Below are 23,561 nucleotides of genomic sequence, written 5' to 3' on the forward strand. Positions count from 1 at the left end.
ATTTTTTCGGTTTTTATTGGATCGGCAAAAATGGAGGACCTGTGAAAATGAATTTCATTAACCTGCCATTAACAAAAAACGATTTCAGATCGACTACATTTACCGCAAGTTTTCCCTTCGTTTTACTAATCATATGAATCAAACAGTACATCATATACTGTATTAACAGGCTCATTATAGTAGTGTCGCCACCGGGCATTATTGTAATCAAATGAATTTATCCCTATGGTAATTATTAAACTGGCTAATAGTAAACTATGGGTATTGTAGCGTCTCTTACAGATGCAGAACTTGCTGACCGACTGCCACACGCAGACAAAGCTGCCGTAAAAGAAGTCTATATACGGTACAGAGAATTACTGCTCAACTATGCAAAAAAGATGTTGGGAGATGATGATCTGGCGGAAGATACTGTATCCGATGTATTTGCCAATTTACTCACTAAACGGGAAGCCATCAAAATCGACACATCCCTTCAATCCTATCTCTACAAATCAGTCAAAAACAGCATCCTCAATCAGTTTGACAAAGACCAGCACCGGCAGCAATATATTAATTCGATCCGGGAATTTTATCAGAAAGGCGAGTACGCCACCGATGAACTGGTGCTTGAGCGCGACCTGAGACGCCGCATAGAAGATGCCGTCGCATCCTTTCCTCCGAAGATGAAAGAAATATTCGATTTAAGCAGAAAGGCCCATCTCACCCGCAGACAAATAGCCCAAGCTACCTGCGTAACAGAAGGAACCGTTAACACCCAGATCAACAGAGCACTAAAAATTCTCCGCTCAAAACTCACCCTGTTCTTCATCTGGTAGGTTTTCAAAAAATATTTTTCATCCTTGTATACATATTGCTTTATCCGGCTGTCTTAATCACAGTAAGGGTATTCATAAAACTTGTGATAAAGACTTTAGAGTGCAATTATAATGACGGAAAAGGAAGTAGCTGAATTACTAAGGAAGTACAGATCCGGTGAGTGCAGTCCGGAGGAACTGGCATTCATGGAACGCTGGTATGCTGACCTGGAGCAAAACGCCCCTGATCTGACATATCCACATTCTGCGGAAGCCCATGAAAAGGTATGGCAGGAGGCATTGGCCAGGCACGCGTTAATGCACCCGAAAAAGAACACTGCTTATATATGGGCAGCCGCCGCTACCATTACGATCCTGCTGGCAACTGGCATCTTGTACTTCAATACAGGAAGATCCGGACATTCTCCGCAAAGTTCCGAAGAGCTATATGCTTATAACAAGGTGCACGACCGGCTACCTGGATCCAGTAAGGCGGTGCTTACGTTAGCCAATGGGGAGGAGATACTTCTGAATGACAGCACTAAAGGTACGATTGCACAGCAAAGTGGTATGATCATCACAAAGAACGCAAAAGGACAGCTGACCTACACAATAGACAACCACGCTCCTGCTGCGAACTCCACCGGGACAGATGGCAAAAGTTACAATACCATTCGCACGCCTAACGGAGGGCAGTATCAGGTCTATCTCCCGGATGGCAGTCTGGTGATACTAAATGCGGCCAGTAGTCTTCGTTATCCGGTTACATTCAACAGCAATAACCGTTCGGTCGAACTCAGCGGCGAAGCCTATTTTGAGATCACACAGGATGTGCGTCGGCCCTTCCTGGTCGTCTCCAGTACACAAACAGTAAAGGTACTGGGCACCCATTTCAACATCAGCTGTTATCCTGATGAAAACATTAAAACAACACTTGCCGAAGGCAGTATCCTGCTGACAGGCCCACACCTTCCCTCAAAAACATTAAAACCTGGTCAACAGGCTATTCAGACCGCCAGCGGCCTGCAGGTCGTCACGATAGATGCCGACGAAGCAAGCGCCTGGAAAGACGGATTGTTTATTTTCCGGAAGACACCGGTTAAAACCGTGCTCAGGCAATTGTGCCGTTGGTACGATATGGAAACAGCAGATATCGCATTACCGGATATCACTTTTGATGGAGAGATCCCCAAAGACCAGCCATTATCAGAGCTATTGAATGTCATTGCCGAAAACAGTCATGTGAAATTTAAAATAGCGGGCAAAAAAATCATCAGACAATAAACGGACAACACCAACCAAACTAAACAGCTAAAGCATCTGAAGGAGTAAAAGTAACCAGTTCCCGATTGCAGCGGGAACTGGGAGAAGTATAGCGCTTACTAAGGATCAACTACACCAACGTAATTAAACATTAGTTCACCACTAACAATGCAAAACTATGAATTATTGCTACCAATGCAATGAGGGCAAACCGTTTTCTCCCTTCCGGCAAAATGTCCGAACAACCAAACTAATTAAGTATTTACTTATGATGAAACTTTTCGTACTCTGTACCGTCATCAGTCTGCAAATAACAGCGGCATCTTTTGCACAGCAAGTTACGCTGAACTATAAAAACGCGCCCCTGCGGGAAGTCTTGCAGAGCATCCGTAAACAAACGGGGTATTACTTCTTCTTTTCGTCGGAATATCTGGACAAAGCAGCGCCGGTATCCGTATCCGTTACAGATGCGACACTGGAACACACATTGGCGGTCGTGTTTAAAGGACAGCCGTTTGAATATGCGGTGAAGGGGAAAATGATTACGATAAGGCCAATGGAGCAATCTTTTGCAGATAAAGGAGCGATGGCTCTTTCGGTGATTACGGTAAGGGGAAGGGTCATGGATGAAGAAGGGAATCCTTTGCCGGGTGTGTCCGTGATATTGAAGGAGCAAAATGGGAAGATGGCGGTTACGGATCAGCAGGGGAAGTTTTCATTGGATGGGGCGCCGGATAAGGGGACGTTACTATTCAGAATGATTGGCCGTGAAACAAAAGAAGTAATGTATGAGGATGCCGTTTCTTTGACAATCGTACTCAAAGAAACCGACGCCGATCTGAAGGAAATACAAATTGTGGCATATGGAAAAGTAGCCAAAGAATACGCTACCAGTAATATTAATGGTATCAGTGCTGCGGAAATTTCGACGCAACCTGTGAATGATCCTATTCTTGCCTTAACAGGGAGAGTACCTGGTCTGATCGTACAACAAACAGGCGGCGCACCCGGAAGCGCGCTTAACGTGGTTATCCAGGGATATAACAGTATATCAAACGGTAATGGCCCCTTTTATGTCATAGACGGAATGCCTTATCCGGCAAATAACCTGGGTACAATATCAGGAACAGCTTACGGATATGGTGGAGGCAACAATTTCAGCTACATTAACCCTGCCGACATTGAAAGCATTGAGATACTAAAGGATGCCGATGCCACCGCTATTTACGGATCAAGAGCTGCCAATGGCGCTATCCTGATTACTACCAAAAAAGGAAAGTCAGGAAAAACAGTGATCGATATCCGCTCACAAACCGGATGGGGTAAGATCACACGTAAACTCGACCTGCTCAATACACCACAATATATCGCCCTTCGCAAAGAGGCGTATAAAAACGGTGGAAATACCCCCGGCGGCGGCGATTATGATATTAACGGCGTATGGGATCAAAACCGTTATACCGACTGGCAAAATGTGCTTGTAGGCGGGACTGCTGAGTTTTCAGATATACAGGCATCCGTTTCCGGAGGGAACGCCAATACACAATTCAGAACCGCAATGGGATTTAACCGGCAAACGACGGTATATCCAGGTGATCTGAATGATAAGAAAATCAACCTGACATTCAACATTAATCATTTGTCCACCAATCAAAAGCTGCATTTTAATCTCTCCGGCACCTATTTACATGATAATAACCGCTTGTATGCCATGGACCTGATGACAGCGGCAGTAACCCTGTCGCCGAATGCCCCCAAACTATATAACGACGATGGCACATTGAACTGGGAGAAAGTACCTGGTAATTCCACAGCCTACAGCTTTGACAATCCACTGGCAGCCATGAATATGAAGTATAATGCCAGAACCTACAATCTACTTGGCAATGCCATGATCGGTTACGAAATAATACCAGGGCTTGAAATAAAATCCACATTCGGATATAACAGAATTACAAGCGACGAAACAAATGTTAGTCCTCAGAGTTCCTTCAGACCAGACAAAACATTTCTCAGAAGGAGTGTGAGTTATGGAAGCGGGGCTATCTCCTCCTATATTATCGAACCACAGCTGACATATGTAGGCAAGTTATTCAACGGACATTTTGATGTATTACTCGGTAGCACTTTCCAGGACAACGACAATACCCGGCAAACATATAATGCAACAGGATTCAGTACAGATGAACAACTGAAAAATGTACAATCAGCCACTACTATTACACTGACTGGAAACACGGCATTCAAATACCGGTATTCTGCAATTTTCGGCAGATTAAACTATCGTTATAGCGACAGATATGTGATCAATTTAACCGCCCGTCGGGATGGCAGCAGCCGTTTCGGACCGGAGAGTCTGTTTAATAGTTTTTACGCTATCGGTGGTGCATGGTTGTTCAATAAAGAACATTTCATCCGTAAACTCGTACCCTCGCTCAGCACTGGTAAACTACGCGTCAGCTATGGCACCACCGGAAATGATCAGATCGGAGAATACGGTTTTCTCAATTTGTATGACGTCTACTATAATGACATCCCCTATCAAAATACCAGCGGCCTGATCGTAAATGGATTCTCTAACCCCTATTTGCAATGGGAAGAGACCAGGAAATTAAACTTCGGACTGGACCTGGGTATTTTCGACGATGCCATTACCTTAACAGCCAATTTCTTCAGGAACCGGTCCTCCAATCAACTCCTAAATGATAATGTACCTGCTTACACCGGGTTTCCGATATTCCGCAGGAACTTACCGGCCACTGTACAAAACGCCGGATGGGAGTTGCTGTTAGCGGCGGCTCCCTTTAAAGCCAGAGCCATACAATGGAACACTTCACTTAACCTGACGATTCCCAGGAACAAGCTTGTTGACTACCCCAATTTGCAGGAAAGTAACAACTTCAATCAATTCATTATCGGACAGCCGACAAACATTATCAGAACCTTTCATCTTATCGGTGTAAACCCGGAAACAGGGTTGTTTGAATACCTGGGTAGCGACGGTAAACCTACATCCAGTCCGGCAGATCCGACTGATAAAACCGCACTGGTAGATGTAAATCCAAAATTTTATGGCGGTTTTTACAATTCAATCACCTATAAGGGACTAAATATCAGTTTCCTCTTTCAGTTTGTGAAGCAAACGGGAGTTAACTACAAGTTTGGCAGAGCCCCTGGTGTTCAGATGCTGAATCAACCTTCAAGTCTGCTTGACAGATGGCATAGTACCGGAGACCATGCTTTGTTCCAGAAGGTCTCGACCAATTTCGGGGAGATACTCGATCCTTTACTTGCCATTGGATCAAGCGATGCGGCCTATTCTGACGCCTCTTATATCCGTCTTAAAAATGTGTCTTTTTCTTATAATCTGCCAGCACATTGGATGAAGACATCACACCTCTCGCAGGCCCGCATTTTCGTCCAGGGACAAAACCTGCTGACGTTTACCAATTATTATGGGTCAGATCCGGAATCACAACTGAGCGCTACCCTCCCACCACTTAAACTTTTCACAATAGGCTTTCAACTCACCTTATAATCTCCCGGAAATGAGCATTCAACAATATAAAAAGCGATTTCTTTACAACAATCCGTTGCGCTGTTTTTGTTGCATCTGTATAGTGCTTTCTCAATACAGTTGCAGAAAATACCTGGAATTAGATCCTCCGGCAACCAGCGTCAATGCCTCAAATGTCTATAACGACAATTCAACGGCAATCGCAGTAGTAACAGCTATTTATGCCAGAATGAGTAACACTTTTTATGATCAGGGCCCAACCGCTATCTCCCTTTACCCTGAACTTTCCGCTGATAACCTGAGATTGTTTAGTGTAAATGCGAACCTAAATTATACCAGGCATTATCAGAATGAACTTGACCAGCGATACATCAACGTGCCCTTCTGGAACACGCTGTATTCAATTATATATTCCATTAATGCAGCTATAGAAGGGCTCAGCGGATCAGTGAATCTGAATACTGTGATTCGTGACAGGTTACTGGGAGAACTCTATTTCCTCCGTGCCTATCATTATTTCTACCTGGTCAATCTTTATGGAGACGTACCACTTTTAACAAGCAGCATCTACCAGGAAAGTATTAAAGTACCCAGGACGGCAACCAATGAAATCTATGCAGAAATACTGGCTGACCTGGATATCGCGCGGAAGCAACTCAACAATCTTTATGTAGACGAAACACTGCTTAATGCAACCAGTGAACGGATACGCCCTAATATAGCTGCAGTAAATGCCCTCAGTGCAAGAGTCTATCTATATATGAAGCGCTACCCTGAGGCAGAAGATGCCGCTACGAAGGTCATTTCGGAAACTGCGATGTATACTTCAGACATCCCGCTCACTGAGATATTTAAAAAGAACAGCAAAGAAACAATATGGTCGCTACAACCTGTAAAAAATCAGTTTAATACCGACGAGGGTGAACTATTTGTTTTACCTGATGGAGGCCCGAATGATGTACATCCACTGTACATCTCGGATGACCTGCTCAATAGCTTTGAACCGGGAGATCAACGTAAGGCAGCGTGGATCGGCCATATAAATGCCGACAATAAAGATTATCCATATCCGGCCAAATATAAAGCCAGGTTTGGTGAGGAAACCGTCAGCGAATACACCATTCTGTTACGCCTGGCAGAGCAATATCTCATTCGTGCAGAAGCACGGAATGAGCAAAATAATACAGTCGGTGCGATTGCTGATTTAAATGTACTACACACAAGATCGCGCGCAGCTGCTTCCCCGCAAGTACCCAACCCATTACCCGACCTCCCGGCAGGGCTTACACAAACAGCGATTAGAACCCGTATACTGAACGAACGACGCGTAGAACTATTCATCGAAGGAGGTCATCGGTGGTTTGATATTCGAAGGGCGGGAAAAATCGATGAAATAATGACTAAAGTGTCGGCTACGAAAAACGGCAACTGGCAGTCTTTTAAAGCACTTTATCCTATTCCTCTTTCAGATATATTATTAAGCCCGCTACTGAAACAAAATCCCGGGTATAACTAATAAACTCCGGTTATATAAAAACGTGCTTTTGCTTCAATATCAAACAATGTTAAAATACATACTTAGACATGAAAAGACTATTGATCGGATTACTACAATTTTTCCCTTTATTCGGCTTCGCTCAGTCAACGATAAATGAGATCGAATACCAATCCTTGCAACAGGAATACCGGAAGGGTACCATTGGGAAAGAGGCGTTACTATCATTAGTGCTTAAAGAGAATGAATTGAGAAAAGATAGTTCGGCGCTTAGTCTGGCGAAAGCATACAAATCCCGGTACATAGACCACACCAATCCTAAAGAAGCAGTCAGTCCCGGATTACGCCTCTATCTTGCTTTTTTCAATAAAATATTCACGACGAAAGATCCTTTATTCGGCTATATGGAAACGAACTCAGCACAGTCTGATAGCCTCATTGGCGATCCTGGCTTTTCCAGGTGGTTTACAGGCAGGGTCATTTTTTATGACCTCATCCGCCCCCAGGCTTTTATAAATGGCAAGCCCTTGCAGCAACCGGCAGATTGGAATGCTTTAGAAAAGCAATTGTCTGACAAATATGGCGCAGACAGAATTCCGAAACTTATTTTCGAAGCAAAATCCAGTTGGTACAAAGATACCGGGGACTGGACAAATTACATTAGCGGTCATATGGACAGACTGGAACGAGAAGGCGTAGAAACAACCGGAAACGGCGCAGCCTTCTTGAATGACTTCATTTACGGGACCGTATTCTATCATTCAAGTGACAAAAATGTGCTGAACAAGTGTGCGGACTATATGGAGAAAGTGGTGAACGCTGACCCTAATCGCTATACCAGGATAGATACCTATTCCTGTATTCTGTATAAACTGGGAAAAAAGGATAAAGCGATTGCGGTTGAAGAAAAAGCGGTGACCCTGGCCAAGGATAAAAACGATTGGGCCAGCGTTAAAGAATATGAAGAAAAAATTCAGAAAATGAAAAATGATCAGCCAACCTGGTTATAACCATATAGCTGCTTTAACACTGCAGGATTGTTACTTAAATTCAATGATTAACAAATAACTGGTATTAAGCTCGTTTAACCAAAATGAAGACTCTGATTTTTATACATTGCTTCCTCTATCTAGTCATTACTGCCCACGCTCAAAAGCCACCACTTAGGATAGACAGCTTCAAATCATGGCCATCCATCGGATATGGAAATATTAGTAATAATGGTCGCTTCGTCTACTACAATATGCAAACGGCGCATGAAGGAGAAACAAAGACAGTGGTCAGGGCCACGCAAACTGACTGGCAAACACAATTCGATGAATTAACAGATCCCACATTTAACGACCGGAGTAATATCCTGTTCGCAATATGTAAGGATACACTGTTAAAACTGGATTTGACTTCCCGGAAAGTGAGTTATGTTCCTGACGTCAGCAGTTTCAGGTTACTTAAAACAGGTCTGGATCAGTGGCTACTCCAAAGATCGGTAAAAAGTAACGCGCTTTCTATCATCAGACTTCGGGACAATAAAAAGATTGCCCTGGATAGTATATCGGATTTTGTGGTTAGTCATAACCAGCAGTATCTGCTGCTCCAACAACTTAACAACGACACAGGAAGATTAGTCCTTTTGAATTTAAAGGAGGCTGTTTACACGACAGTATTCAATGGATCCGGAATAAATAATATCATCTTCGATAACACAGACCAGCAATTTGCATTCTGGACTGATAGTAGCCAGCTTACACAGCTATGGGTCGGCAAAACAAATATCGCCGGAGCTACCTGTCTTTATACTGAAAAACAGCGAGGTAGTGCTAACAATGTCCATGTGTGTGCCGGATGTTCATTCAAATTCAGCAGTAACGGACAACACCTGTTCCTTACATTGCAGCAGCCAATAAAGTCAGCAGTAAATAATCCAAATCTCGTTATCTCCAGTTATCAGGATCCTATTCTTAAAACAGCTGACTTCGAAGGAACAAATATAAATGACACAATCACTCATTTACTGGCGAGCATCAACTTGAATAATAAAGAGCTTATACAGCTTACACAAGCGAATGAAGAGATTATATTGGAAACACCAAGGGAGGAAACCCCAGATAATTATATTATCATCAGATGCCGGACACAAGACAGTACCGACCAAACGTATACTGATGCCTATAACTACTACCTCTGTTCGACAGCATCAGGGAAGCGTTTCCCCGTTAAATTAAACAGCCAGACAGGATTAAAAAGTATCCAGATCTCGCCAGGGGGTAAATACCTGGTGTATTATGATCCTGCATTCAGTGCTTATTACAGCGTTTCTCTTTCAGATCTGCAGCGTGTGAAGATATTAAGCAGCGAAACTGAAAGTTTACTGGATTTCAGGCTGAAGGATTATCCGAAAGCACAACATCCGGTTGGCATCACCGGCTGGCTTTCTGAAGACCGGCATGTACTGATCAGTACAACCTGCAATATTTATCTTGTAGATCCGGAAGCCAGACAACAAACTGTAAACCTGACCGCAGGTTTGCAGCAAAACAGGCATATCATCTATCACTTACCACTTTCCAGGTACAGACTTCAGCCAGAAAAAGACGGAACTTTCTTATTATCCGCTTTAGATCTAAATAATAAAAAGATAGCCTTGCAAAGATGGAAACCAGGATCTGTTGTAGATCCCCGGAACATGCATTTTCAATCTGTGTACATAGGAAATCTAAAGCTTTTCTATCCTCAGCTTAACCGGGACATTCACAAGGCAGTTGATCGGAACAGTTATCTGGTGCGGATGGAAAGCGCCGGTGAAGCACCCAATCTGTATTTTACTGAAGACTTCGAGCATTTCAAACAGCTTTCAGACATCCATCCACAGAAGAACTACAACTGGCTCACATCAGAATTGCACAAGTATCGCGACGCCAGAGGTTATGATGTTGAAGGTGTTCTATACAAGCCTGAAAATTTTGATTCAACAAAAGTATATCCGCTGATCATAAATATTTATGAACAGAAAAGCATTGAACTCAACAAATATGAGGCGCCGGGCAACGGTTCAGGAGGAGATATAGATCTAAGCAGATTGGTCAGCAATGGCTACCTTGTATTTAAAGGCAACATTGTGACCGAACATAAGAAACCTGGTGAAGGTGCACTGGCTTCTGTATTAGCCGCTGTCGATCATTTGAAAAAGTACAAATGGATAGACCCTTCAAAGATGGCGATAACAGGACATAGCTTTGGCGGATATGAGGTAAACTATATCATCACACATTCCAATATTTTTGCGGCGGCGTTATCCGCTGCCGGTGTAGCAAGTATTATCGAATCCTATAGTACGCCGGTTGGAACAGCAGGTACCATGTGGGACGGCTATCTCAAGGACGGTCCTCCAAAAGTCGTCAGCGCCTTAAGCGACAGTGTGAACCTGTATGTGCAAAATTCCCCTATATTCTTTGCAAAAAATGTCAATACGCCTTTGTTGATGATGCACAATACCGAGGACGGAAATGTTTTATTTTCTCAGGGACTATCTTTCTTCGCAGAACTAAAAAGACTTAGAAAAAAGGTGTGGATGTTAACATATCGGGGCGACCGGCACGTAGTGAGCGAGGAGAACCAGGTGGATTATTACACACGCTTATCAGCATTCTTCGACCATTATCTTAAAAACAAAAAGATGCCATCCTGGATGGACGGCACAAATAGATAGTGATATAAGAAAGGTATGGCAGCAACCATACCTTTCTTGTATTCATCAGTTACCAACATAATAAGTGGTGGTTGGAATAGTAGTTGCGGTAGTAGAAATAGTAGTTGCTCTACCTGTAACTGTTGTCTGACCAGGAGCAAAAGTGTAACCATACAGTTTGCTGGTAAACTGACCGTTAGCGCCGGCTACATATACGAAATCCAGTGCTTTTGATTTGAATGCCAGTGCTCCGCCAGCAACGGCGAAAATTGCGATAGCAGCAAGTGCGATTCTAGCCTTTTTCATAAAATAGTTTTTTGGTTTTTAATTTGTAGTTCCCTACTCTGTTCTTAGGGTTTTCGGGTACGCCCTTATTTTTTGGCCAAAGAAATATCCTGAGTTTTTCACCTGCCCGGCAGCTGCCGGGTTATCCCCGCCATGCCAGGTAAATGAAAAAAGCAAATAACACGCGATTAAGCTTTGGTGGATTTTTGGGTTAAACTAATCTTTCTGCTTTATTACCCTACTAAGTTAGTGTACTATTCGGTTTAAATCCAAATAAATCACTTATCAAAAAAGTCGGCTTCTATGAAATGATAACCGCTCACTGTACACTCAACTCAGTTACATGATTGGTTTACCTGATATCCTTCGTGTCATTTCCGGGAAACGGATCACGGCTGTAACCCATATCAGCACTTCAAAAAACACCGGAAATAAAACATCCTGCTGATGTTGCAGATGGGTAGCAATAGCGCCTCCCAGGTACGAAGACAATAATAATGTTCCAAGCACTCCCGTCCTGGTATAGAGAAATAAAGCCACGGATAAAATTTCAATGATCCCTAACAGTGAATATACCCCTCCTGATAATCCGAAGGAAGCGCTCATTTGCAATGCATGTCCGCTTTGAACAATCTTATCAATAGCGGAAGCCCCCAGCATAAGACCTGCTATCCCGCTCAATACCCATCCCGTAATATTTCTTGCTCTTGTTGTCATTTTTATTCTGTTTTAATTGTATTATAAAGCCATGCCGCCATCAATGAAAAACTCCGCTCCTGTGATAAATGAAGAAATGGTATTATCAGCCAGATAAACAACCATACTGGCTACATCTTCCGGTCTGCCCATCTTTGCTAAAGGTACCTGTGTGAGTATCTGTCCTTTCATTGCTGCCAGGGTCGCTTCATCAAATCCAAATTTCTGTTGCATCTCCGTTTCTGTAGGACCAGGGTTCACAGTATTCACTCTTATCTTTCTTGGAGCCAGTTCCTTTGCTGCTATTCTGGCCAGATGGCCGACAGCAGATTTGCTCGCTGAATAAACAGCGCTATTCTCCATTACCAGTGCTGTATTCCCGGAAGTTAAAAAGATGACAGCAGCACCGTCATTCAGTATAGGAATGAACTTTTGCAGGGTGAAGAAGCTCCCTTTAAAATTGACGTCGATCATTGTATCAAACTGTTCCTCGGAAGTATATTCAATCGGCGCAAAGAAAGCGACGCCCGCATTAATAAACAGTACGTCTACTTTACCCGAAGTATGCTGCAGCTCTGCGACCAGCGTATCAATATCCTCCAGACTAGCCTGATCCGTTAATTTACCGGTTACGTCCAATTCGGCTGCTGCCTTTTTCAAAGCATCTTCCCGTTTTCCTGTTATAATGACGGATGCTCCCAGCTCTTTAAACGCCCTGGCAGTGGCATACCCTATACCGCTATTCCCGCCTGTAATAACGACTACTTTACCATCAAATGTTCCCATTTTCTATTGTTTTAAATGAAGCACAAAGGTTATTCATTAAAGCAGTAGCTTTGTAGTTGGTTACAGAGATGTAAGTAGTTACAAAAAGGATAGTATATGAAAGACAATCAGGATGTGGCATGCGAAAATGTACATTCCGCTATTCAGGATACACTGTATGTAGTGAACGGGAAATGGAAACTGTTTATCCTTTCAATATTGGTAAACCAGGGAAAGAAGCGCTTCGGAGAACTCTCGCGGGAGTCTGGGATTTCTCCGAGAATACTGACAAAGGAACTACAGGAACTGGAGATGAATCAATTAATCAGCCGGACCGTCTGCAATACCAAACCGGTCACTGTTGAATACTCGTCTACACCCTATGCAGAAACACTGAAAGAAGTCATTGATGCAATGATCCGCTGGGGACAAAACCACCGGAAGACAATCACCGGACAATAACCAGAATGACGCTTATTTGACGGAGTGATGTAAAAGCGGCATCCCATTAATGTAATTATTATCACACATTCCCCCAAAGTATGAATTACCAACTGGTCGCATTTAGCGGGTAAGTGGTCAACATTCCTTGTTGATTGCTTTTTGATGGTACTGCATACGCATTTTCAAGGCACACCCCTGAAGCGTTTTTTCGTATGCTGACAGACTGAATAAAGCATCCCTCACCAGAAAAGCCCGTATTTACAGATACTTGTTAAAATCGTTTAATTATCAGCTAAAATATACATACAGAAACGCGGCTATTCTTTATAGCTTCATAGCGCATTATAGAATAGTGAATTATCGGTTCATATCATCCGGACATTAGTTCGATATTCGATGTATAACCATATAACACCGTCATCAGACCCTTATTTGTTCGTTCGGGAACGGACAGATAACGGCCTGATGACGGCGTAATGCCGATGTAATGGTACATTCCGGACCTGTCTAACGTAGCAGACGGCGACGATTTGATTGACCAACAAGATATACATACTGTTATTGATGGAAATTTATGCTTATATGAAATTGTACAAAAGATTCGTGCATGTCATCCTGTTTATGGCCTTCTGGAGCCAGGGTATTCATAGCGCTCAGGCACAAAATGGAGACCAGATACTGGACGGCATCGGTGAAACGGGGATGATAGCGCGTTATGTTTTTAACGGAGATCTGAAAGATTGGTCCCGGAATACCCTGCACGGTAAATCCCAGGGAAATGAAGTGTTTTTTGTCAATGACGACCGTTTTGGAAAGGTATTATCCCTTTCCGGCAATAACAATGCTTTCATTACACTTCCCGCGGAAACATTGTCAGACATAGAATCGCTTAGCATATCAGGATGGATATACCTGCATTCCAGCCAGACGGGGCAATGTTTTTTTGACTTTGGAAAAGATGCCGGTCAGCATCTTTTTGCAGCTCCTACCGGAACAAGCACACAGGAAGGCTATCAGGTAGTAATAGCTGCGGACAAAAGTAATCAGCGCAGCGCTGTTGCGCCTGCCATCGCCATAAATAAATGGGTACATATGGTCATCGTCATAGATATTCCTTCGAAATCCATGCTCACCTATGTTGATAGTAAACCAGTAGGCGAAACAAAGGATATTCCTTCCGGCGTATTGGCCTTATTCAGTCCTGGAAAAAAGCAGCTCTATATCGGGAAGTCATTAGTCCCCGGCGATCCCAATCTGAATGCCATGATACATGATTTCCGCATTTACCGTGTTGCACTGAGTAACAGACAGGTTGCCGGCATTTATAATCACGCACGACGGGGATTGAATGAAGAAGTGGTCAATACGACAGGCAAACAGGAGGATGATCTCCCTCACTTCCCGCCGACAGAAGCCCGGTTATACAATACTTATTTAATACGTGTGGCGGATGTTAAAGTGGAGACCTCAGTCGGAAACTTACCACGCTTGCCCGCTTATGTACAGGGTACCTATCAGCATAATAAGAAAGGGCCGCAGGTACGGGTGATCTGGCCTTCACCTGTCGACAACACTGCGGTACTGAAAACCGGGCAATACACCCTTACAGGACGTGTACCAGGCACGAATTTTCAGCCAAAGGCACTTGTTACCGTAAAAAGTGTCACTCAATCCCCCGCAGCTACTTTAAAGCTGGAGCCGTTTAAGCTGGGACAGGTTGCACTGAAAAATGATGCACATGGGCATGAGACCCAATTCGTCGAAAACCGTGATAAGTTCATACGGACATTAGCCACTACCGATCCGAACTCCTTTCTCTATATGTTCCGTCATGCTTTTGGTCGGCAGCAGCCTGAAGGCGCTAAACCTTTAGATGTGTGGGACAGTCAGGATACCAAGTTGAGAGGACATGCTACAGGACATTACCTGACAGCCATTGCGCAAGCTTATGCGAGTACGGGATATGACAAGACCTTACAGCAGAATTTCGAACAGAAAATGGCGTACATGGTCAACACGCTCTATGAGTTGTCCCTGTTATCAGGAAACCCTAAGGAAACAGGCGGAGTCGCCGTATCCGATCCTACCGCGGTGCCTTATGGTCCCGGCAAGTCAGGATATGACTCAGATCTGAGTAATGAAGGTATCCGCAATGATTACTGGAACTGGGGTAAAGGATTCATCAGTGCTTATCCTCCGGATCAGTTTATCATGCTGGAGAAGGGCGCTAAGTACGGCGGACAAAAGAACCAGATATGGGCGCCCTACTACACCCTGCATAAGATACTGGCTGGCCTGATGGATGTTTATGAAGTAAGTGGTAATCAAAAAGCGCTTACGGTAGCTACAGGTATGGGAGACTGGGTATATGCCCGGTTGAGTCATGTGCCACAGGATACACTCATAAAGATGTGGAACACCTATATCGCCGGTGAATTCGGCGGCATGAATGAGGCCATGGCCCGTCTTTACCTGATTACCGGCAAACAGCAATACCTGCAGACGGCGCAGTTGTTTGACAATATCAGGGTCTTCTTTGGCGATACTGCACATTCACATGGACTGGCTAAAAATGTGGATATTTTCCGTGGATTACATGCCAATCAGCATATCCCCCAGATCGTAGGAAGTATAGAAATGTACCGTGCTTCCAATAATCCGGAGTATTATAAAATAGCCGATAACTTCTGGTACAAGGCAGTCAATGATTATATGTACAGTATCGGAGGCGTCGCAGGTGCACGTAATCCCGCTAACGCGGAATGTTTTATCAGTCAGCCTGCTACCTTGTATGAGAACGGTTTCTCTTCTGGAGGACAGAACGAAACCTGTGCCACCTACAATATGCTGAAGCTAACCAGTGACCTGTTCCTCTTCGATCAACGGGCGGAATTCATGGACTATTATGAGCGGGCGTTATACAACCACATTCTTGCTTCCGTTGCCAAAGATAACCCTGCCAATACCTATCACGTGCCACTCCGGCCTGGTGCAATCAAACAGTTTGGCAATCCGGATATGACAGGTTTTACCTGTTGTAACGGTACAGCTATCGAGAGCAATACCAAGTTGCAGAATACCATCTATTTTAAGAGCAGGGATAATCAGGCGCTCTATGTCAATCTGTATATTCCCTCTACTTTACAATGGACAGAGCGGAATGTAACCATAGAACAAACAACAGATTTCCCGAAAGAAGACGATACCCGTCTTACGATCAAAGGCAATGGACAATTTGATATCAATGTACGTGTGCCTGGCTGGGCGACAAAAGGATTTTTTGTGAAGATTAATGGTAAAGAACAGGCACTTACCGCTAAGCCGGGTACTTACCTGACCATCCGCCGGCAATGGAAAGACGGCGATATCATAGACCTAAAAATGCCTTTCCGGTTCCACCTTGATCCGGTAATGGATCAGCAGAACATTGCGAGCCTTTTTTACGGACCGATCCTGCTGGCAGCACAGGAAGGGGAAGCCAGAAAGGATTGGCGCAAAATAACCCTGAATGCAGACGATATCAGCAAGTCCATCAAAGGAGATCCGCAACAATTGGAATTTACAATTGATGATGTGGTGTTTAAACCGTTTTATGAAACATATGGCCGTCACTCTGTTTACCTGGATGTACAGTTGAAATAGGCTTCCGGTTCACAGTCTCCCACGCGGTTACCAGGGACAAGTCGCTGGTTCAGGGAAGTATTCTTCACTGATATATTGCGCGGTTGGTCCATCTGCGCCGATCAGTGCATATTTAGCAATACGTTCACCTGCTTGTTCCGGTGTGTTGGTGCCTTGTTGCATGGTAAAATCAGTTTGTGTCCATCCCGGGCAAACTGCATTCACCTTAAATGCGGTATCGCGCAATTCATACGCCAGTTGTACCGTGTACATATTCAGTGCAGCTTTAGAAGACTGGTAAATGACATACCGTTTCGGGTAATTACTATTTTGAATATCTGCGGCCATTGACAGGGATGCCATAGCGGTGCTTACGTTTACGATCCTTGGTTCGGATGACTTTCTAAGCAGATCAATAAATGCCTGCGTCGTTCTTACAACGCCGAATAAATTTGTATCAAATACGGACAGATATTGATCCGCTGAGGAGGTAAGTGCCGATTGCTCAAATCCACCGGCAATACCTGCATTATTGACCAGCACATCCAGTACATCGGTTTTCTCACCGATCTCCCTGCGTGCAGCATCGACAGAGGTCTGACTGCTAACATCCAGTTGTACGGCGGCTATATTATTTAGTCCTTTAGCGCGTAGTTTTTCTACTGCGGACAATCCATTTTCAATTGTGCGGCTACCTAAATAAACGAAAAAACCTTTCTGTGCGAGTATCTTGGCCACTTCAAAGCCAATCCCTTTGTTGGCGCCTGTAACTAATGCTGACTTCATGTTGTTTTCTTTTGTTGATGCAACGAAGGTAGTCAGCAGAAAAAAGAACGACAGGGACAAATCATTTTAATCGTGGGACAAATCCTGCAAGTCAGCCAGATAGCGGCTGATACTCTTGCCTGTACTCTTTTTGAAAAGACGGGAGAAGTAACCTGGGTCGTTGAATCCCAGTTCGTAAGCCAGCTCTTTCACTGACAATGTGGAGTATTGCAATTTGCGTTGTGCTTCCAGCATCAGGCGGTTGATGATCCATTCTTTCGGAGAAACACCGCCGAATTCTTTCACGATACCATAAAGGGTATTAGACGTCAGCGCTAATTGCTCTGCAATGCTTTGTACATCATGCTGCTCTGTCAGGTTTTCTTCTACTGCCAGTTTAAAAGCAATATACTTTGACAGTTTAGATCCTGCTACTATTTCCGGTGCTTTGTATTGCTCAAAATAAGCAGTATTAAACTCGGTCAGCACGGTATGTAAATGTGCCAGTATGACTTCTACCTTTCGCTGTCTTCCGGGGGCGTGCAACAGCTGAAAAAGACCTGAAAGCAGGTTTTTGACCCTTTGCTGTGTAGCCGGATCAAAAGCGATGGAATTGACGTTAAATGGATTGACAAGGAACTGGTAGGTACCTGGCAACAGTTTTAGTGTATCTTCATCAAAAGAAAGTGCATACTGTCGCTGGTGCTTGTCATAAGGCAGTTTGGTAAAAATCTGATTGGGTAAACCGAAGGCCAGTTCTCCGTCACCTACATTGAATTTCTGCAGGTCGGCGATAAAAGTGGCAGACCCGCTTTCAATGTATTGAAAGTAGTAAAAAGAAAGGCGATGCGGTTTGAGTAATATCTGCATTACGTCATCCGGCAGGGGTATCGCACAATTCTCATTCAGTGCGATCGACAATTTATCGTGATGCCGGATCTTGTCCAGTAATCCTGTTGTTTCTTCCATGTAGAATCCCTTCACATTTCTGCAAAGCTATCATTTAAAGTAATGCGAAGATGATTTCGGGGGATTTTACCGGCGTCTATTGTGATCAACCTGCTTGCCGGTTAAAACCGACTGTCTCCCGGTAAGACTGTGGAGAGATCGCTGTTTTACTCTTAAAGAACCTGCTAAAATAGTATTCATCTTCATAGCCAAGCTCATAGGCGATCTCTTTGATCGTTTTTGGTGTGAGGTACAATTCTCTTTTTGCCTCAATAATAATACGCTCAGAGATCAGTTCAGAAAGAGGTTTCTTAAAATGGGTTTTAGCAATCTTTGATAATACCGGTGACGTCAGATGTAATAAATCGGCGTAATCACTAGGTGCATGTTTGACCCTGAAATTGTCTTCTATTGCATTTCTTAGGCGCTGCACGAGCAACAGCTGTTTGGCATTAACGGCTTCGCCTTCCTGCACGGATTGTTGTTCCAGTTTTATCCGGGTAGCGATTACCAGGAATATCTTCAGATAGGAAACGATCACTTCATCTCTTCTCAGTGCATCTATTTTCAGTTCACCGATGATCTCTTTGATGAAGTTAAGCAGGGTTGCCTTTGCACTCTCCTCCAGCGAGATAAACGGTTGCTGATAGATATTATTGAACAGAATACCATTGGTGGCAATCTCTTTGTGATGTCTGTATATGCAGAAAAAGTCGTGGTGAAACTGAATACAAAATCCGACCAAAGGTCCTTTTACCTGCAGCAGGAAGGGTTGGTAGGGATAAAAAGCGAACATGCTATTTTCCTGAAAAGGATATTCGCAGAAATCTACTTTTGCAACCCCTTCTCCTGAAGTAACGATAATGATGGTAAAGTAATTATTACGCTGGATATGATCAAAGTAACTGTTATTATCGAATTCGAATACCTTAAAGGAAAGGTTGCCATTTTGTTGATTGATGAGAGTATAAACAGCCTGATTTGACATTCGCTTTTATGTTTTACTTATAAAGGACTTCCTGATTGGATTTCACCAGGCTTGATCCGATCGGTTTTTTTCAGGGCGGTATTCACAATGAGTGCTTTCACTCCCTGCGTATGCCTTCCCAAAGTAGGCAAAAAACACCTGATTAACAGTAATCCCCGGAGGTCTTCAAGGATTGAACCGTGAGTATTCTAAAAAGTTCCATCCCACGCGATGATGGTCAACCGTATGTATCCAGCGTGTGGGATGGAAGAACCAGTAACGGCCTGTCCCTTTTGTTTTTAAAAGATCGCTTGCTGCTGTCTGGTCAAAAAGCAGGCTGGTGGTGCCTGTCAGCTGTAAAGTCTGCCGGTTCTCAAAATCAATAAATAACAATCCTGCCCTGGGATGCTGAAGAAGATTGCCAAACGTGCTGAACAGACTGTTACCGGGATAGTCTGGTATCTTCAGCGCTCCGTCTGCTGTTATTTCCACGAAACCGGGATTGCCTCCCCGGTGAGATGCATCAAGGTGTCCGTCCGGACCGGCGCTGGCTACAAACAAGGTATCTGCGCCTTGTATCCAGTTAATAAACGATGCTGTCAAGACAGTTCCTTCAGTTGACCTGGAGGGTGTTCTTTCAAAATATTCCGGCAGCTCCATTACCCTGCGCTGTATATATCTCGGACAATTAGGAAAAGCCTGGTGTACGGTGCATTCAATTTTCGAATTTTCGACCCTGCAGGTTCCGTTTACCCGCAGGCGTTTACGGGAATCCAGTTCGATGAAAAGACCGCCTATCTGGCTGTTATGTGTGATATTTGAATAGAAGATATCGGCCGGATTGCTGATTAAGCGTTGTGTATCAAAAATAATCGTGTCTGGATCGGGTACTTTTACGAATCCGACACTGCCGATCAGCAGGGATGCCCAGAGTTCCTGTTCCCCATTGCTGCTACCAACAATAGCCATTGGCTGTTTCTCGACAAAACTGATGGCTCCTTTTGCGATCGAATGTGCAATCATGCGGCTGTTGCCTTCTGCTATTGCAGTTTCACCCGCCCAGGTCTGGACGGTTCTTTCCCCCTGATGAAATACGTCTGTCATATGCGAAGTATTAAGGTATCTGTGCAGCGGCTTTTTCGGCACCTGTCTCGGCCCGGAAAAGACGACGACGGCTGTCTGCCTGATTCTGCAAAGATGCCCCGGTATCAGGGATTGGAGAATGGAGAAATCGTATTATTTAATGGAGGAATTTGCCGGGAGGGCTAAAATGAAAAAGGGAGCCACCTTTCGGCAGCACCCCTGTCTTTGATCTTACAATGCCCAAAGGCATGTCTGGTTAGGTGTGTTGTGTCTTTTACTGGTATGGGATTTTCAATCTTATGCTTTTACTGCTTCTGCAACAGCTGGTTCTTTTACCAGTGGCTTTAAGCCCAGGTTCTGTAACATCTGTAAGTCGTCAGATACACCCGGATTAGGGGTCACTAACAGGGTTTCCCGTTCACCCGTAAAGATGGAGTTAGCGCCTGCCATGAAACACCAGGCCTGCTCTACTTCAGTCATCTCGATACGGCCTGCACTCAGGCGTACCATGGAAGCTGGCATGGCGATACGCGCTGTAGCGATCATACGTACCATGTCCCAGATATCTACTTTAGGGTTGTTTTCAAGCGGCGTACCCTTCACCCTTGCCAGGGCATTAATAGGCACTGATTCCGGGTGTTTTTCCATACCGGACAGTGTCAGCAGCATAGAGATACGGTCTTCATGCGACTCACCCAGGCCGATGATACCGCCGGAACAAACCGTGATACCTGCTTTGCGAACGTTATCGATCGTTTTAATACGGTTATCGAATTTTCGGGTAGAGATAATCTCATTATAATAAGCCTCGGAAGTATCCAGGTTGTGATTATAAGCATATAAACCAGCGTCTTTTAAACGTTCTGCCTGGCTTTCTGTCAACATGCCCAGGGTACAGCATACCTCCAGATCCATGTCATTGACACCTTTTACCATGTCAATAATGCGATCAAAATCACTGTTATCGCGCACTTCTCTCCAGGCAGCTGCCATACAGAAGCGGGAAGCGCCATTTTCTTTGGCTTTGCGTGCGTGCGCAAGCACTGTTTCAGTAGGCAACAAGGCCTGTACTTTGATGCCGGTCTGATACCGGGCAGCCTGACCACAATACGAACAATCCTCAGGACAACCGCCGGTTTTTACCGATAATAACGTCGATATCTGCACCTCATCGGCTTTGTGCCACTCCCTGTGTACGGATGCAGCTTCGTATATCAGCGTCAGCAGTGGCTTATTATATATAGCCAGCAGCTCCTCTTTTGTCCAGTCGTGGCGTAATGCGGTTGTTTTACTCATTTTACATTTATTTTGGGTGATAGAGCCCCTATTATCCCGTTTCCATCCAAAAGTAATATCTTGCCGGTAGGTTCATAGGTGCCAGTTTTAATATTATGAATAGTCCGGTTGAGATACCATTTAAAAGCTTTATCCAGATAGAACGTGCTTCTCACATTCCTATTTATATACAAATAGCGAATCATCTGACGCAGGCGATACAGTCCGGGACCCTCTTACCTGGTACCAAACTGCCCGGCGCCAGGACTTTAAGCGAGCTTTTACAGGTACATCGGAATACGATCACCTCGGTATACGAGGAATTGTATGCCCAGGGCTGGATAGACGTTAAACCCAACCGGGGAGCAGTAGTGATGCCGCGTTTGCCCAAAATAAAGGGGCGAACGACAGAAAGTCATGGTTATCCGGCAACGACCGGCTTTTCCTTTATAACAACCCCGCTTCTGGATAATCCGTTTGACTATGCCCCCTGTGACTATGTATTTAACGATGGCGTACCTGACATCCGGCTCACGCAGATCGATGACCTCTCCCGTTTGTATAGCGCCAATATGAAGCGCAAAAGCAACCAGAAGAAAATGAGTTATTATAACCAGGAAGGCAGCAGGTATTTTAAGGAGCAGTTATCTCAGTATCTCCGGCTTTCCCGTGGATTCAAAATATCTATCAATAACCTGCTGATCACGCGGAGTATTGAAATGAGCCTGTTCATCATTTCCGAAATCATTCTGCGACAGGGAGATTATGTGGTAGTCGGTGCGCCCAGTTATTTTGCCGCCAATATGATCTTCCAGAAATCCAGCAACCGGGTATTAACTATACCTACTGATGATGAAGGACTGAATACTGACGCCCTGGAAGAATTATGCAATAAACATCTTATCAGACTGGTATATGTTACCCCACAGCATCACTATCCTACTACGGTTAGTTTAAGCGCCCGGAGACGTATGGCCTTGTTACAACTGTCAAAGAAATTTGGATTTGTCATTGTGGAAGATGATCATGATTATGACTTTCACTATGACAAACAACCACTACTCCCACTGGCAACAGTAGATACCGCAGGTATGGTGATCTATGTAAGTTCGTTTGGGAAGTCTCTTGCACCGGGCTTCCGTACCGGATTTGTCGTAGCGCCGGAAAATCTGATGGTAGAAATGCGTAAATACCTGGGTATCATAGACCGTCAGGGAGATGTGATGATCGAGCAGGCTTTAGGAGAAATGATTGAAGAAGGCGCTATTCAGCGGCATATGAAACGATCCCTGAAGATCTACAAAGAACGCAGGGATTATATGTCTGAATTGCTGGAAAAACACCTCGGCGAATGGCTCTCCTTTCAGAAGCCCACGGGTGGACTCGCCTTCTGGCTCTCTTTCCGGCAACCGGTTAACCTGATGCGGCTAAAAAAACTGTGTGAGAAAAATAATCTCTTTATTCCGAGAACACTGCTTTATCAGAATAAAGACGTAACTGCTTTGCGGATTGGTTTCGGGCATCTGGATCAGGAAGAAATGAATAAAACGGTGGATATTCTGAGGCAGTCGATAAGCGAGTTATAAATGTCGCTGTAATTTGATCGTAAAAGGGTCAGACTATACTTACTCAACGTTAGCGCTACGATAAAAAGGGAGCATTAACGGAGAGTAAGTATAGTCTGAGTATAGATATTCAACTATCTTCTGATATCCAGTTTATCCCTATGCGCTTTGCCATTTCTGCCATATCGCTACAGGCAGTTTTTATTACAGGCGTAATCAAACAAAGGACAAAGATCATCATCTGCCGATTCAAAGTACTCCCTTGGATCAGCTCCTTTGTCGTATAGGTAATATAGTGCTTTAGCAGGTAATCTTTTTTGCTCTATTTCGAAGATCGCACATGGCAGTGACTTCCTCATTGTCAATGGGTGGGTTTAAGCATGGTTTCCC

Annotated in this window: 18 protein-coding genes; 9 read left to right on the forward strand and 9 right to left on the reverse strand. The window is 44.2% G+C overall.

The genetic code is table 11. The features are described from left to right. Nucleotides 1-257: 257 nt before the first annotated feature. The 6 genes from CPIN_RS22850 to CPIN_RS22875 all read left to right on the forward strand — a co-directional run bounded on the left by CPIN_RS22850 (nt 258) and on the right by CPIN_RS22875 (nt 10,778). Complete coding sequence (locus CPIN_RS22850; protein WP_012792216.1) at nt 258-818, forward strand: RNA polymerase sigma factor; 561 nt, start codon at nt 258-260, stop codon at nt 816-818. Nucleotides 819-929: 111 nt separating this feature from the next. Then, entirely contained in the window at nt 930-2,081 is a 1,152-nt protein-coding gene (locus CPIN_RS22855) for a FecR domain-containing protein (RefSeq protein WP_012792217.1), read from the forward strand. A gap of 247 nt (nt 2,082-2,328) precedes the next feature. Further along, nucleotides 2,329-5,598 carry a SusC/RagA family TonB-linked outer membrane protein gene (locus CPIN_RS22860; protein ID WP_012792218.1) on the forward strand — a complete coding sequence of 1,090 codons (3,270 nt, stop codon included), beginning with the start codon at nt 2,329-2,331 and terminating at the stop codon, nt 5,596-5,598. A gap of 10 nt (nt 5,599-5,608) precedes the next feature. Then, nucleotides 5,609-7,093 carry a RagB/SusD family nutrient uptake outer membrane protein gene (locus CPIN_RS22865; RefSeq protein ID WP_012792219.1) on the forward strand — a complete coding sequence of 495 codons (1,485 nt, stop codon included), beginning with the start codon at nt 5,609-5,611 and terminating at the stop codon, nt 7,091-7,093. Between the two features lie 68 nt (nt 7,094-7,161). Continuing rightward, the gene (locus tag CPIN_RS22870) at nt 7,162-8,082 is read left to right on the forward strand and encodes a hypothetical protein (RefSeq protein WP_012792220.1); all 921 of its coding nucleotides are present in this window, start codon (nt 7,162-7,164) and stop codon (nt 8,080-8,082) included. 83 nt (nt 8,083-8,165) lie between these two features. Then, a complete protein-coding gene (locus CPIN_RS22875; protein ID WP_012792221.1) occupies nt 8,166-10,778 on the forward strand; it encodes an alpha/beta hydrolase family protein in 2,613 nt (870 codons plus the stop codon). 45 nt (nt 10,779-10,823) lie between these two features. Here CPIN_RS22875 and CPIN_RS22880 read toward each other — a convergent pair whose 3' ends face one another. The 3 genes from CPIN_RS22880 to CPIN_RS22890 all read right to left on the reverse strand — a co-directional run bounded on the left by CPIN_RS22880 (nt 10,824) and on the right by CPIN_RS22890 (nt 12,524). Next, nucleotides 10,824-11,063 carry a hypothetical protein gene (locus CPIN_RS22880; protein ID WP_012792222.1) on the reverse strand — a complete coding sequence of 80 codons (240 nt, stop codon included), beginning with the start codon at nt 11,061-11,063 and terminating at the stop codon, nt 10,824-10,826. A gap of 318 nt (nt 11,064-11,381) precedes the next feature. Beyond that, nucleotides 11,382-11,759, reverse strand: coding sequence for a DoxX family protein (locus CPIN_RS22885; RefSeq protein ID WP_012792223.1), 378 nt, complete (start codon nt 11,757-11,759; stop codon nt 11,382-11,384). 21 nt (nt 11,760-11,780) lie between these two features. Then, nucleotides 11,781-12,524 (reverse strand): SDR family oxidoreductase, encoded by a 744-nt coding sequence (locus CPIN_RS22890; RefSeq protein WP_012792224.1) that lies wholly within the window; start codon nt 12,522-12,524, stop codon nt 11,781-11,783. 96 nt (nt 12,525-12,620) lie between these two features. Here CPIN_RS22890 and CPIN_RS22895 point away from each other — a divergent pair, with 96 nt between their 5' ends. Both CPIN_RS22895 and CPIN_RS22900 read left to right on the forward strand, forming a co-directional pair. Next, complete coding sequence (locus CPIN_RS22895) at nt 12,621-12,965, forward strand: winged helix-turn-helix transcriptional regulator (RefSeq protein WP_012792225.1); 345 nt, start codon at nt 12,621-12,623, stop codon at nt 12,963-12,965. 564 nt (nt 12,966-13,529) lie between these two features. Continuing rightward, nucleotides 13,530-16,589, forward strand: coding sequence for a beta-L-arabinofuranosidase domain-containing protein (locus CPIN_RS22900; RefSeq protein WP_044222230.1), 3,060 nt, complete (start codon nt 13,530-13,532; stop codon nt 16,587-16,589). Nucleotides 16,590-16,616: 27 nt separating this feature from the next. On the opposite strand, the gene CPIN_RS22905 is transcribed toward CPIN_RS22900, so the two are convergent. The 5 genes from CPIN_RS22905 to bioB all read right to left on the reverse strand — a co-directional run bounded on the left by CPIN_RS22905 (nt 16,617) and on the right by bioB (nt 21,627). Continuing rightward, complete coding sequence (locus CPIN_RS22905; RefSeq protein ID WP_012792227.1) at nt 16,617-17,354, reverse strand: SDR family oxidoreductase; 738 nt, start codon at nt 17,352-17,354, stop codon at nt 16,617-16,619. Nucleotides 17,355-17,420: 66 nt separating this feature from the next. Further along, entirely contained in the window at nt 17,421-18,302 is an 882-nt protein-coding gene (locus CPIN_RS22910; RefSeq protein WP_012792228.1) for a helix-turn-helix domain-containing protein, read from the reverse strand. Between the two features lie 85 nt (nt 18,303-18,387). After that, nucleotides 18,388-19,269, reverse strand: coding sequence for a helix-turn-helix domain-containing protein (locus tag CPIN_RS22915; RefSeq protein ID WP_012792229.1), 882 nt, complete (start codon nt 19,267-19,269; stop codon nt 18,388-18,390). A 165-nt stretch (nt 19,270-19,434) separates the two neighbouring features. Next, nucleotides 19,435-20,352 carry a PNPOx family protein gene (locus CPIN_RS22920; protein ID WP_012792230.1) on the reverse strand — a complete coding sequence of 306 codons (918 nt, stop codon included), beginning with the start codon at nt 20,350-20,352 and terminating at the stop codon, nt 19,435-19,437. A gap of 276 nt (nt 20,353-20,628) precedes the next feature. Continuing rightward, nucleotides 20,629-21,627: a biotin synthase BioB gene (gene bioB, locus CPIN_RS22925; RefSeq protein ID WP_012792231.1), complete on the reverse strand. Its 999-nt coding sequence runs from the start codon at nt 21,625-21,627 to the stop codon at nt 20,629-20,631. Nucleotides 21,628-21,722: 95 nt separating this feature from the next. Between bioB and pdxR the strand changes: the two genes are divergently transcribed. Further along, a complete protein-coding gene (gene pdxR / locus CPIN_RS22930; protein ID WP_012792232.1) occupies nt 21,723-23,192 on the forward strand; it encodes a biotin biosynthesis transcriptional regulator BioL in 1,470 nt (489 codons plus the stop codon). 167 nt (nt 23,193-23,359) lie between these two features. On the opposite strand, the gene CPIN_RS39040 is transcribed toward pdxR, so the two are convergent. Beyond that, a complete protein-coding gene (locus tag CPIN_RS39040) occupies nt 23,360-23,530 on the reverse strand; it encodes a hypothetical protein (protein ID WP_187294681.1) in 171 nt (56 codons plus the stop codon). Nucleotides 23,531-23,561 lie beyond the last annotated feature (31 nt).

Origin of the sequence: Chitinophaga pinensis DSM 2588 (assembly GCF_000024005.1) — a bacterium.
GTDB classification, from domain to species: domain Bacteria; phylum Bacteroidota; class Bacteroidia; order Chitinophagales; family Chitinophagaceae; genus Chitinophaga; species Chitinophaga pinensis.